At 72.3% G+C, this 12683-nt stretch carries 12 protein-coding genes; 3 read left to right on the top strand and 9 right to left on the bottom strand.

Annotation, left to right across the window (positions count from 1 at the left end):
- Positions 1-18 precede the first annotated feature (18 nt).
- Positions 19-399, bottom strand: a complete 381-nt coding sequence (locus ABD126_RS04905; protein ID WP_343932412.1) for a DoxX family protein — start codon at positions 397-399, stop codon at positions 19-21.
- A gap of 59 nt (positions 400-458) precedes the next feature.
- Here ABD126_RS04905 and ABD126_RS04900 point away from each other — a divergent pair, with 59 nt between their 5' ends.
- Positions 459-1871 (top strand): M20/M25/M40 family metallo-hydrolase, encoded by a 1413-nt coding sequence (locus ABD126_RS04900; RefSeq protein WP_343932411.1) that lies wholly within the window; start codon positions 459-461, stop codon positions 1869-1871.
- Positions 1868-2935, top strand: a complete 1068-nt coding sequence (locus ABD126_RS04895) for a potassium channel family protein (RefSeq protein WP_343932410.1) — start codon at positions 1868-1870, stop codon at positions 2933-2935. Before ABD126_RS04900 ends, ABD126_RS04895 begins: the two co-directional genes overlap by 4 nt.
- On the opposite strand, the gene ABD126_RS04890 is transcribed toward ABD126_RS04895, so the two are convergent.
- From ABD126_RS04890 to ABD126_RS04865, 6 genes are all read right to left on the bottom strand, one after another.
- The gene (locus ABD126_RS04890; RefSeq protein ID WP_343932409.1) at positions 2904-3827 is read right to left on the bottom strand and encodes a hypothetical protein; all 924 of its coding nucleotides are present in this window, start codon (positions 3825-3827) and stop codon (positions 2904-2906) included. The two genes, ABD126_RS04895 and ABD126_RS04890, sit on opposite strands and share 32 nt — an antisense overlap.
- 83 nt (positions 3828-3910) lie before the next feature.
- Positions 3911-4579, bottom strand: a complete 669-nt coding sequence (locus ABD126_RS04885; RefSeq protein WP_343932408.1) for a response regulator — start codon at positions 4577-4579, stop codon at positions 3911-3913.
- 99 nt (positions 4580-4678) lie between these two features.
- Complete coding sequence (locus ABD126_RS04880; protein WP_343932407.1) at positions 4679-6637, bottom strand: ATP-binding protein; 1959 nt, start codon at positions 6635-6637, stop codon at positions 4679-4681.
- Positions 6638-6671: 34 nt separating this feature from the next.
- Complete coding sequence (locus tag ABD126_RS04875) at positions 6672-7067, bottom strand: hypothetical protein (protein WP_343932406.1); 396 nt, start codon at positions 7065-7067, stop codon at positions 6672-6674.
- Positions 7068-7298: 231 nt separating this feature from the next.
- Positions 7299-8999, bottom strand: coding sequence for a sensor histidine kinase (locus ABD126_RS04870; RefSeq protein ID WP_343932405.1), 1701 nt, complete (start codon positions 8997-8999; stop codon positions 7299-7301).
- Positions 8996-9673 carry a response regulator transcription factor gene (locus ABD126_RS04865; protein ID WP_343932404.1) on the bottom strand — a complete coding sequence of 226 codons (678 nt, stop codon included), beginning with the start codon at positions 9671-9673 and terminating at the stop codon, positions 8996-8998. The genes ABD126_RS04870 and ABD126_RS04865 overlap by 4 nt, the downstream gene beginning before the upstream one ends.
- A 300-nt stretch (positions 9674-9973) precedes the next feature.
- On the opposite strand from ABD126_RS04865, the gene ABD126_RS04860 reads away from it, so the two are divergent.
- A complete protein-coding gene (locus ABD126_RS04860) occupies positions 9974-10420 on the top strand; it encodes a hypothetical protein (RefSeq protein WP_343932403.1) in 447 nt (148 codons plus the stop codon).
- Here ABD126_RS04860 and ABD126_RS04855 read toward each other — a convergent pair.
- Positions 10390-11289, bottom strand: coding sequence for a neutral zinc metallopeptidase (locus ABD126_RS04855; protein ID WP_343932402.1), 900 nt, complete (start codon positions 11287-11289; stop codon positions 10390-10392). The two genes, ABD126_RS04860 and ABD126_RS04855, sit on opposite strands and share 31 nt — an antisense overlap.
- A 15-nt stretch (positions 11290-11304) precedes the next feature.
- Entirely contained in the window at positions 11305-12573 is a 1269-nt protein-coding gene (locus ABD126_RS04850) for a neutral zinc metallopeptidase (RefSeq protein WP_343932401.1), read from the bottom strand.
- Positions 12574-12683 lie beyond the last annotated feature (110 nt).

Genomic DNA, 12683 nt, shown 5'->3' with positions numbered 1-12683 from the left:
ACCCGACGCCGAGAGTGATCAGGGCGCGTCGCGACGGACCCGCAGCGCCCACAGGACCAGCGGCACCTGGAGCGGCAGCCGCCCGTAAGCGATCGCCCGCGCCTTGGGCGACTTCGTCCGGTAGTCGTAGGCCATCTTCACGTTGGCCGGGAACACGGCGGCGAAGAAGCCCGCCGCGAGCAGCCCGCCCAACCGCCGCGTGCGCGGGGCCGCGACCGCCGCCGCCAGCGCCACCTCCGCGACACCGGACGCGTAGGTCCAGGTCCGGGGCTTGCCGGGCAGGGAACGCGGCACGATCGCGTCGTAGGGCTTCGGCTTGGCGAAGTGCGTGACCCCCGCGGCGCCGAGGAGCGCGGCCAGGGCGAGGGCCGACCGCGAACGGGAACGAGTGGGTTCCATGCCGCCCACCCTGTCATGCCTCCCGCCCGCCGGCCCGCCCAGGGTTATCCTCCCGCATCGTGAGCGGTGATCCCGAAAATCCGGAACATCCCGAGCGCGCGGCGGTGGCCGCGCTCGCCGAGGACTTCCTCGCGGACCTGCGCGAGTGGGTCACGATCCCGTCGATCGGCGCGGACCCGGCGCACCACGGCGACGTGGGCAGATCCGCGCACTGGCTCGCCGACACCCTGCGCCGCGACGGCTGGCCGGACGTGCGCGTCTGGGACACCGGCCCGGCGCTGCCCGCCGTGTACGCCTGCTGGCCGGCCGCCGACCCGGACGCGCCGACGGTCCTGGTCTACGGCCACCACGACGTGCAGCCGGTCGACCCGGTCGAGCAGTGGGAGCACCCGCCGTTCGAGGCGACCGTGGTCGGCGAGGAGCTGTTCGGGCGCGGGGCCAGCGACGACAAGGGCCAGGTCGCGATGCACCTGCTCGGCGTCAAGGCGCACGTCGCGGCCCTCGGCGCGGACCACCCGTCGGTGACGCTGAAGCTGTTCGTGGAGGGCGAGGAGGAGTCCGGCTCGCCCAACCTGCTGCGCCTGCTCGACGACCACCGCGCGGAACTCGCGTGCGACCTGGTCGTGTTCAGCGACACACCGATCTACGCGCGCGACGCGCCCACCATCTGCACCGGCCAGCGCGGCGTGTACGGGGCGGAGGTCGTCATCACCGGCGGCGCGTCCGACGTGCACTCCGGCCGCGCCGGCGGCAGCGTGCCCAACCCGGCGACCGCAGCGGCCCGGCTCGTCGCCGCGCTGCACGACGACGAGGGCCGGGTGGCGCTGCGCGACTTCTACGCCGACGTCGTCGAACCCACCGCCGCCGAACGCGCCGACTACGCCGCCCTGCCGTTCGACGAGGACGTGTGGCTCGCCAACTCCGGCGGCGCGCGGGCGCTGGCCGGCGAGGACGGCTGGTCCACCCTCGAACGGGTGTGGGTCCGGCCGACCGCCGAGGTCAACGGCATCCACAGCGGCTACGGCGGACCCGGCCTGAAGACGATCGTGCCCGCCGAGGCGCGGATCAAGCTGTCCTTCCGGCTCGTCCCCGACCAGGACCCGCGACGGGTCGCGGCGGCGCTGCGCGAGTTCGTCGCCGAGCACACCCCCGCCGGCCTGCACGCCCAGGTCCTGCCCGCCGGCGACGGCGCGCCGCCCTACGCCGTGGACGTCACCCACCCGGCGGTCGGCGCGCTGCGCGAAGCGGTCGAGGCCGCGTTCGACCAGCCCGTCCGGTACAGCCGCACCGGCGGCAGCGGCCCCGCGGCGCTGCTGCACCAGCGCATCGGCGTGCCGGTCGTGTACCTCGGGGCGACCTTGCCGGATGATCGGATCCACGCGCCCAACGAGCGCGTCGTCGTGCCCCAGCTGCTCCGGGGCGCGGAGGCCGCGGCCCGCCTGTGGCGGCTGCTCCCGGAGAGGCTGTCATGATCCGCCGGTTCCACGCGAGCCAGCCGCTGGCCGAACGACCCGGCCACTCGCTCGTCGGCGTGATCAGGATGCCCGACGTCGTGCAGAGCCCGGCGCGGGCGATCGCGAAGCGGGTGGTCGGGGCGATGGCGGCCCTGCTCGCCGCCGTGCTCATCGTCTACCTCGACCGCGACGGCTACCGCGACGTCAACGAGGACGGCCTGTCCTTCCTCGACGCCTTCTACTACGCCACCGTGTCGCTCTCGACCACCGGCTACGGCGACATCACCCCCGCCAGCTCGTCCGCGCGGCTGGTGAACGTCCTGGTCATCACCCCGCTGCGGGTGCTGTTCCTGATCGTCCTGGTCGGCACGACCCTCGAAGTGCTCACGGAACGCTCGCGGCAGGCGCTGCGCATCCAGAAGTGGAGGACCAAGGTGCGCGACCACGTCGTCGTCATCGGCTACGGGACGAAGGGCCGCTCCGCGGTCAGCGCCCTGCTCGGTGACGGCATCGAGCCCGGGTCGATCGTCGTCGTCGACACGACCCAGGAGGCCCTGGACGCGGCGTCGGCCATCGGCCTGGTGACCGTCCACGGCACCGGCACCAGCAACGACGTGCTGCGCGTGGCCGGCGTCCCCCGCGCCCGGGCGGTGGTCGTGGCGGCGAACCGCGACGACACGGCCGTCCTGGTCACCCTGACCGCCCGCGAACTGGCCCCGAAGGCCCAGATCGTGGCGTCGGTGCGGGAACGCGAGAACGAGCACCTGCTGCGCCAGTCGGGCGCCGACTCGGTGGTGGTGTCCAGCGAGACGGCCGGCCGCCTGCTGGGCATGGCCACCGCGACCCCGTCCGTGGTGGACATGGTCGAGGACCTGCTCACCCCCGACGCGGGCCTCTCGATCGCCGAACGCGACGTGGAACCGTCCGAGATCGGCGGCTCCCCCCGCCACCTGCCGGACATAGTGCTGGGCGTGGTCCGCGCCGGCACCCTCTACCGCGTGGACGCCCCGGAAGCGGACGCGGTGGAAGCCGGCGACCGCCTCCTGTACGTCAAGAAGGTGACCCCACCGAAGGAAACGTGACCACACCTCCCGGGGCCGCCCCCACCCCGTCGGCCCCGGGAGCCCCACCACCCGCGAACGCCGCCCCACCACCCGCGACCGTCGCGCCGCCACCCGCGAAGGTCACCTCGCCACCCGCGAGCGTCGCGCCGCCACCCGCAAACGCCGCCTCGCCACCCGCAAACGCCGCCTCGCCACCCGCGAAGGTCACCTCGCCACCCAGCCACACGTCCCCGACAACTCCCCACTCCCCATCACCCACGGCACTGTCGGTCCCCCGTGAGACGATCGACTCGGGGGCCGCAGGCCGCGGCAGCGGCGACCCACCCGGCTCGTGCAACCACCCCGACCAGCACGAACCACCCACCTCCACGGCCACCGCCCGCCGGAACTCCCGCGACGTGATCCCCGCGTACCCGTGCCGCACCACCGACCGGTGCACGTCGTCGCTCACCACGAGCACCAGCGGCGCGGCCGTCTCCCGCAGCGCCCGCTTCACCTCCGGCGCGTCGAGCAGCCGGAACGCCACGTCGAGCGTCTCGCCGAACGTCCCGTGCCGGTCGTGCGCGATCTCGCCCGCGTGCAGCACGGCCCGCAACCGCACCGCGTCCTCCGGCCGCCGCCGGTTGTGCGCGTCGAGCAACCGCCGCACGGTCGGCACGACCCACCCCAGCAGCACCGTCTTCGGCGCGTGGTCGATCGGGTGGACCAGCACGAGCACGCCGTCACCCCGGTGGACCACCGCGTCGCAGTCCCGCTCCCCGATGCCCCACGCCCGCAGCGCGGCCGTGACGACCTGGAACACCTGTTCCCGCAGAAACGCTTTCCCACGATTGTTCCGCCCGGTGGAACCCTCGACGTCGAAGGCCAGCACCGTGCGGTACACCGGGTGCCGCAGCGGCAAATCAGTCACGCCGGGAACGGTCCACCTCCCGCCGTCCCGGGGACAAGACCCCGTTTTCCCGGGAATCCGGGAATGCCCCTCCCGGGAACGGCTCAGCTTTCCGGCCCGAATCCCGCGTCCCGGGCGATCACGACCGCCTCGGCCCGGTCCCGCGCCCCGAGTTTGACCCGGATGTCGCTGATGCGGTTGTCCACGGTCTTCGGCTGCAGCCCCAGTTCCCGCGCTATCTGCCGGTTGGACAGCCCGTCGGCGAGCAGCGCCGCCATCTCCTGCTCGCGGTTGGTCAGCCGGTACCTGCGCGCCCCGTTCGGCGCCTGCGGCACCCGCCGCGCGAGCGCGTCCAACATGGACGCCTCGATGACCGCCTTGCCCGCGACCGCGAGCCGCACGTGCTGCACCAGGTCCGACGATTCATCACTTTTCCGCAGGTAGCTGCGGGCGCCGGCGCGCAACGCGGTCAGCACCGGCTCGTCGTCCTCGTCCATCGTGAGCACGACGACCACGGCGTCCGGCCACTGGTCGCGGATCTCCCGGATCACCTCGGCCCCGCACGAGGTCACCGCGTCACCCTCCCGGCGCGGCATCCGCAGGTCCATCACGATCGCCGCCGGTTTGTGCTCCAACGCCTTTCGCACCGCGTCTTCGCCGTTCCGGCATTCGTCGACGACGCTGAATCCGGACATGGCGAGCAGTGCGCGCAGACCCATTAGCGACGTGGGGTGGTCATCGACGATCAAAACCGGAAGCGCCTCTTCGGCCACGATGCACTCCTAGCCCGCCGATCAGGTGTCGGTGCCGCCAGCGTACCCCCGGCCCGTTGGGTGACCGGACCGGCGGGCCCGACCCGAACGCATTCGCGATCAATGCGTTCCGACCGGGAGTCGGGCCACGATTCGGGTACCCGGAGAAGCAGGTTCGACGCTGAATGTGCCGCCGATTTCCGTGCAGCGCTCGCGCATCGTGGCCAGCCCGCCGGACAGCGCCTGGTCGGGCCGGACGCCCCGCCCGTCGTCGGTGACCACCAGTTCCAGCTCGGGCGTCCGGGTGATCCGGATCTGGCACGACGACGCGTCCGCGTGCCGCGCGACGTTGTTCAACGCCTCGCTCACGATCCAGTACACGGTCAGCTCCACCCGGTCGGGCAGCCCGTCCACGCCGGGGTCGGCGACCACCTCGACGTCGAACTCGCGGGTGAACCGCTCCGCCTGCCGCCGCACCGCCTCGACCAGCCCGTGGTCCAGGTCGCGCGGCCGGGCGCTGCGCACCACCGCCCGCACCTCGGATTGCAGCGCGTCCAGCCGGTCGAGCACCTGCGAGAGCCGGCCGCTCAACGGCGAACCGCTCTCCACCTCCTGCAACGCCGCCTTCACCAGCAGCCGGATGCCGAACACGCTCGGCCCGATCGCGTCGTGCAGGTCCCGGATGATCCGCTTCAGGTCCTCTTTGCGCTCCTGCTCGAAGTGCTCGTCGGCCTGTCTGAGCTGCCGCGCGAGGCGGGCGGACTCGGCGGCCGGCGCGGCCTGGCGGGCGACGTCGGCGAGCAGCTTGGTGTCGAGCCGGCTCAACCGCTCCTCCGGCGAGCGGGCCTCGGCGACCAGTTCCCCGACCCGCCGCCCGCTCACCACCATCGGCAACCGCACCCGCGACCGCCCACGCGCCCGCCCGTGCCGCGCCACGACCTCGAAGTCGTCCCCGGTCTCCAGGTGGACCGCGACGTAGGGCAGCTTCAACGCCTCAGCCACCGACCGCGCGACGGTCTGGAACACCGCGTCGGGGTGTAACGGGTGCTCCAGCCGCCGGCCCAGATCGGACAGCACCCGGTACGGGTCGGCGCGGTTGCCGTAGAGCAGCCGGTTCAGCCCGCGCAGCAGGGCCCGGTGCAGCGGCGCGACCGCGAGGACGACGGCGACCGTGCCCACGACGTGCGCGGTGCCCGGCATGACCACCGCGGCGGCGGCCAGCACGGTCAGCACGTACCCGCCGATCAACGACGACGCCAGCAGCCCGTACAGGAAGGTCCGGTGGATGACCAGGTCGATGTCGTACAGGCCGTAGCGCAGGATCGCGACCACCGCGGCGGTCGGGAACGCCGCCGCCATCGCGAGCCACGCCCCGTCCAGCGACGCCACCACCTCCAACACGAACGCCACGACCGCGACGACCCCGCCGACGATCGCGGCGCACAACAGCCGCCGTTCCGCGCCGGTGGCTCTCAGCGCCCGCACGACGAGCGACACGAGCCCGCCCACGAGCCCCACGACGAAGCACAGGAACCCGACGACCGCCACGACCAACGGCACCCCGCGCCGCGCGGCCCCGTGCACCGCGTCCTGCCAGAAGGAAGCCGGAGCCGACCACGACGCCCACCCGAACCCGACCGCCGGCAACACCACACCGGCGAACGCGAGCACGAGCGCCGGCCACCACCACCGCGACAGCGGACGCCCGTCGGGGAACAGCAGCATCACCACGGAGAGCAGCGAATAGCCAGGCCACCAGGACCAGGTCCCGACCCAGGCGGCGAACCAGACCCCGGGCCACGCCTCGGCCCCCACCGCCACCGCACACGACACACCGGTGGCCAACATCGTCCACCCGACTGCGTTGCCCCGCGCGTGCGCGACCACCCGGACCCCGACCAACGTGAACACGACCGCGACGAACCAGTTCCGCGGGTGCGACGCGACGCCGTCCACCGCGACGGCCCGGACGACGGCGCCCACCACGAGCACCGCCGCCACCGCCGCGAGCAGCCGGGACACCACGATCGCCGGATCAGGCCACGACCGACGCGCCGCCGCCGCACCACCGGAATGCACTGCCGCCCCCTCTAGGGAAGTAACGGGTCTTTTCTCATTCCCCGTGGATCCAGTGCCAGAAGTTGTGACAGGGCGACCCTTCGTCGGTGACGCCGGGACCGCCGCCGCCGTGTCCCCGAACCCGCAATTCGGCGTTCATCTCGGCCAGCGAGGGCAACCCGAGCGCCCCGTCGCCGTACCGGTCCTGGAACCACTGGATGCCGAGCCAGACCCGGTCGAGATCGACGGGGGAGCTGACGTGCGGCCCGTGGAAGTAGGGGTTGCGCGGGCCGGCGCTGGCGGCGTACACCTCGAACGCGGGGTACCAAAGCCGCAGGTCACCGAGTCGCGGGTGCCGGTGCTCGGTGGTTTCGTGCGCGGTGCGTTCCGGAGTCCGGCGGTCGCGCGGGCGGGGTTGGTGCTGTCCTCGGTCTTCGGTGGGGGCGGACATGATCACATCCTCGGTGAACTCGGGGTGCCCGGTGGTGCAGCATTCCGGTCCCGACTTCCCGGAAACCAGAGGCCGACTTCCCGAAAAGCCGGGAACAGGACACCCATTCCAGTGAAAGCGAGCCCAAGCCGCTCCGCACAATTGCGGCCCCTGGCACTCACGCCACAAGAATCACCAAGACCGACGCCACCAACAAGGTCATATGACCCAAACCCAGCAAGCCGCAGCCCGTCAATCAGCCAACGGCAACCGCAACAAGAACACCGCCCCCACAACCCCACCGCCGGCGAAGTCCCCCAACGTTGCCCCCTCGACCTCGCCGCCTGCCGTGCTCGCGCTGCCTGCCGTGCTCGCGCCGCCTGCGGGTGTCTCGCCGCCCCGGCCCATGCCCGCCGCGCCTGCGCTGCCTGCGGGCACCCCGCCATTGCCCGCCGGCGTCTCGGCGCTCACCGCGCCCGCACTGCTCGCCTGCACCGTGCCGTCGCCTGGGCTCACACCACGGCCCTCCGAGCCCGCGCCGCCCGGCGTCGGTGTGGCCGGCGTTGGTGTGGCTGGCGTTGGTGTGGCTGGCGTCGGGGTGGCGGGCGTCGGGGTGGCTGGTGCGGCGGGCGGGGTGGCTGGCGTTGGTGTGGCGGGCGTTGGGGTTGCCTGCTCCGCCGGATCGGTGGGGTAGTGCGAGGCCGGGTGGGGTGGGATGAGAGTGGTCGGGGTTGTGCAGGAGAGTTCGCCGCCGTGGGCGCGTACGACGCCCCGGGCGATGGGCAGGCCCAGGCCCGAGCCGCCGGAGCGGCGGTCGCGGGCCTCGTCCAGGCGGACCAGGCGGTCGAAGATGCGTTCGCGGTCCTCCGGTGGCACGCCCGGGCCGTCGTCGGTGACCGTCAGCAACGCGTAGCTGCCCGAGGTCGAGACGTGCAGGCGCACGGTGCCCGACGGGCCCGTCGCCTGGCGGGCGTTGTCGGCCAGGTTCGCCAGCACCTGCGCCAACCGCTGCGGGTCGCCCCACACGTGGGCCGACGTGCCGGACGCGGCGATGTCGAAGTCCGGCGCGAGCAGCCTGGTGCGGCCCACCTCGGCCTCCGCCAAGGCGAGCAGGTCCACGCGCTCCCGGTGCAGCTCCAGGCCCGCCTCGATCCGCGCCAGCGCCAACAGGTCGTCCACGAGCCGGCCGGCTCGGCGGGACTCCCGCACCAGCAACAGGTTCAGCCGCTCCCGGTCCTCGGCGCTGCCGGTCTGCATCATCGCCTCCGACACGGCCTGCACGCCCGCGATCGGCGTCCTCAGCTCGTGCGCGGCGTCCGCGACGAATCTCCTGGTCCGCTCCTCCGATCCCTCCAACGAGTCCAACATGTCGTCGAACGCCGCCGCCGTCCGGCCGAGTTCGTTGTCCGTCCGCGACGGGTTGAGCCGGTGCCCCCGGTCGCCGCTCGCGATCGACCGCGCCAGCGTGGTCATCGCGTCCAACGGGGCCAAGGCCCGCCGGACCACCCAGACCAGCGCCACCGCCGTCACCCCGAGCGCCGCGAACCCGACGAGCAGCAGCAACCGCCGCAGCCGGGCCTGCGCGTCGGTGATCACCGACGACTCGGCCCACAAGGTCAGCTTCGACCCGTCCGGCAGCTCCCGGCTGACCTTGTGCGCCACGTCCTCCGCGGGTGAGTGGCCGAACGCCGTGCCGTCCGGCATCACCACGTACGCCTGCACACCCCGGCCTTCCAGCCGGCTCACCAACTCCTGCCCGCGCATCCGCGGCTGCTTCGCGAACATGCCCTGCGCCGCGCGGTACTTGTCGGACAACGCGGTCTCGACGTCCCGCCGGGACTGCGCGGCGAACATGGCGTCCACCACCAGCACCAAGCCGACCAGCACGAGGCCCAGGACGACGATCGCCGAGATGGTGACCCGGCGGCGCAGGGACACCGTCCGCAGGCTCACGTCTCGTCCGCCCTCAACACGTACCCCAGCCCCCGCACGGTGTGCAGCAACCGCGGGCCGTGCTCCTCAAGCTTGCGGCGCAGGGCGCTCACGTGGACCTCGACCAGGTTCGGGTCGTAGTCCTCGTAGCCCCACACCGCCGTCAGGATCTGCGTCTTGCCGACCACCCGGCCCCGCTGGGCGGCCAGGTAGCGCAGCAACCGCAGCTCCGTCGCGGTCAGCTCCACCGGCACGTCGCCGCGCAGCACCACCGCCGAGTCCGCGTCCACCAGCAGGTCGCCGATCTGCACGGTCGACGGCGTCCGGCCCAGCCGCCGGAGCACCGCGCTGACCCGCGCGACCAGCTCCGCGAGCACGAACGGCTTCACCACGTAGTCGTCCGCGCCGCGGTCCAGCCCGCGCAGCCGGTCCGCCACACCGTCGCGGGCCGTCAGCATGACCACGCCCGCCCCGCTGGTGCGCCGGATGACCTCCAGCAGCATGAACCCGTCCCGGCCCGGCAGCATCACGTCGAGCACCACCAGGTCCGGGCGGAACCGCGCCAGGTCGCCTTCCAGGTCCCGGCCGTCCGGACGGACCTGGACCTGGTACCCGGCCTCGCGCAGGGCCGAACCCACCGCGGCGCCGATGGCCTCGGCGTCTTCGATCACCAGCACCCTGGCTGCAGTCGACACCTCCTCATTCTGCGTGGTCGGCAACGGGGAACGTGTGGTGGACGTCGGGCACCGCCCACCTCTTCAGCCACCGCTCAGCTCCGCCGCGCCTCACGGCCCCCGCGCGCGACGGGAAGGACATCTGGCCGGGCCGGAACGGGTCGGGATCGGTCGGGGGACTGGATCGGGTCGGTTCTTCATGGATCCAGTTTCGAACTGGTGTTCGAATGCGTCAAGATCACTTTCGGGTGATCGTGGCCGGCCCTCCACGCACCCCGGGCCGCACGACAACCGGCCACCCCGTCTGCGACCATCCACGCTGTGGCGGTTCGGCTGAGCCCAGTGCGCTGGGCGCTGGTCCTGCTGGTCCTGGGACTCGCGGGCATTGCGACGGCGGTCGCGTTCTGGTGGCCGGCCGGCTCCGCCGCGACCGCCCACCGGACCTCCGCGACCGTCGTCACCCCGGCGCCCTGCGGCGGCGGCGACGCCTACGACCGGGTCGAACTCAAGGTGGACGACCAGACCCGCACCGCCCGCCTCGACGGTTGCGGCCACCAGCAGAACGAGGTCGTCGAGGTCGTGGTCCCCGCCGACACCAGCGGCGACTTCACCGTGCAGGCGGCGACCAGCGCCCCGGTCGGCATGCCGCTGGAAACCAGGCTGGCCGTCCTGCTCACCTGCCTCAGCGGCATGGCCGGCGGCCTCTACGCCCACCTCGTCGGCGGACGGCACAGACCTCAGGCCACGGCCTCCGCCGAAGCCGTATAGGTGTTGCACGACGTCGTAGTGCCCGTGTCGAACCCGTAAGACGCCCACATGCCCTGGTTCTTCGGGCTCCCGTGCGCGTTCTTGTCCGCAGGCTCCTCCACGGCGTACTGGAAGTCGTCCGTGGCCTCTCGCGCCAGGTCCTCACCGATGGTCCCGGACACCGCCGTGAGGAACATCCCCGCGAAGCAGTTGGCCTGCAGTTCGATCCGGCGGGACATCTCCAGCCCGGCCGGCGTGTCCTCGCCCGCGTCGGCGATCTTGCTGTCCGCCGCCCGCAGCATCCCGCTCAACGCCTGCACGTGGTGCCCGTATTCGTGCGCCAACGTCGCCAGGTGCATCCCAGGGCGCTCGCCACCGCCGTTGTCCCGCAGCCTGCTCGTAGGCATGTAGATGGTGCGGTTGCGACCGCAGTAGTACGCCACGGCCTCGCTCTCAGCGGGCGCGGCGCCACACGGGCCTTCCTTGAGGTCCGGCGACGAGTCCAGCGCAGGCGCCTCGAACGGCAGGTTCGCCTGCGCCAACGCGGGCTTCCACGCCTGGTCCAGACACGCCACCCCGGCGGTGTAGTACGCCGACAGCTCCGCGTCGGACACCCCGAACTCGGGCAACACGCACCCCGTCGCCGTCAACTTCACGGGCGTGGTCAACAACGGGTGGTCGGCCAACCGGTGCACCGCGCGCGGACGTGGTGCCTCCGTCGTCGTAGGGGTCGACGGAGGCGTGTAAGGACCCGCGACCGCCTTACCGGGGATCTTGCGCGCGTTGTCCCACTGGGTCACCAGACCGAGACCGAGGACCGAGGACACGATCAACGCGAACACGCCGACGAGCACCATCGGGTTGTTCTTGGGCTCCTCAGGCGTGTGCACGGTCCTCCAGTCGGGTCAGCTCACATCCTCCGCGCTCGCGAGCCAAGTGTTGCATGCGCTCGTCTCGTTGTTCTTGAAGCCGTGGTTGACCCAGGCGGCGTTCCGCTCCGGAGCGCCGTGGTCACGGTGCGGGTAGATCGGGTAGTCACCCCGGCTGCCGGCGTCGCTCAGCGCCACGGAGATCACGTCGCCGGGCACCGCGCCGTGCGAGAGCGGGGCCAGCGTCATGCCGCCGAAGCAGGTCGCCTGGAGTTCCTTGCGCCGGTTCAGGTCGAGACCCGCCGGGGTGTCCCAGCCGCCCTTGTCGTACTGCGCCTGGCCGGACGCGCGCAGGATGCCCGACAGCCACTGGACGTGGTGGCCGTACTCGTGCGCCAACTGCCCGAGGTACTTGCCGGGGTGGTTGGGGTTCGCCGCGCCCTGCTCGTTCGCGTAGTGGTTCGGCGTCCAATAGATGGTGCCTTCGCAGTACATAGCGGTCCGGTCGGGCCCCATGCCGCCGCACGGGTTGGTGATCTGCGAGGTCACCATGACCAGTTCCACCGGCTGGTACGGCAGGTTCGCCTTCTGGAAGGACGGCTTCCACATGGCCTCGATGCACGGCAGCGCCGCCCGCAGGAAGCTGTCCTGACCCGCCGGCGAGTAGTTCATGGCGGGCAGCGGACACCCGTCGATGTTGAACGCGCCCAGACCCGCACCGTGAATCGGGTTGTCGCCGAGCGCGATAACCGCCTTCGGGCCGGCCTTGGTGGTGCTAGTGGACGTTGTCCGCGTTGTAGTGGTCGTCGTGGTGGTCGTTGTCGTCGTGGTGGTCGTCGTCGGGTACGAGTACGTGTAGCTGGAGTAGCCCGAATACGCGGAGTCGTTCAGACGTTTCGGTTTGGTGGTCGTGGCGATGATTCCGATGGCCGCGATACCCAGGACGACGACTCCGACGACCACGCCCGCCACAAGCGGTCCGTTGTTCTTCTTGCGCGGCAGCGGCGGATAAGGCTGACCGGGCGGTCCCCAACCCGGCTGCGGGCCCCAGTTCGCGGGCGGCGGTTGCGGTGCAGCCATGGGCGGGGGCTGCGGCGGGCCCACCGGCGGCATTCCGGGCGGCGGCGTGGGCGGGTACTGCTGCTGACCCGGGAACTGCTGGCCCGGGAACTGCGGCTGGGAAGCGGGCTGCTGGGCCGGCGGCCACGGCTGCTGGCCGGGCTGCTGCATGGGCGGCTGCTGCTGGCCGGGCTGCTGCTGGGTCGGCCAGGGACGCGTGGGCTGGGGGTTCAGCGGAGCGGGCACGGGTGGTGGCCCAACCGGTCGTGGTGGCGGCCAGCCACCCGGCGGCGGTGGTTGCGTCATCGCTGGTGATCCCCCAAATCGCGGATGCCCGAATCAGCACAGAAGCATAG

Origin of the sequence: Saccharothrix mutabilis subsp. mutabilis (genome assembly GCF_039521145.1) — a bacterium.
In the GTDB taxonomy this organism is placed as follows: domain Bacteria; phylum Actinomycetota; class Actinomycetes; order Mycobacteriales; family Pseudonocardiaceae; genus Actinosynnema; species Actinosynnema mutabilis.
Note: the sequence above shows the minus strand (reverse complement) of the source record. Positions and strands in the feature narration are given on the sequence as shown.

What these genes read in the sequence shown, in the direction of transcription:
- ABD126_RS04905 (WP_343932412.1), bottom strand. Translation starts at nt 399, where the DNA reads ATGGAACCCACTCGTTCCCGTTCGCGGTCGGCCCTCGCCCTGGCCGCG.
- ABD126_RS04895 (WP_343932410.1), top strand. Translation starts at nt 1,868, where the DNA reads ATGATCCGCCGGTTCCACGCGAGCCAGCCGCTGGCCGAACGACCCGGC.
- ABD126_RS04875 (WP_343932406.1), bottom strand. Translation starts at nt 7,067, where the DNA reads ATGTCCGCCCCCACCGAAGACCGAGGACAGCACCAACCCCGCCCGCGC.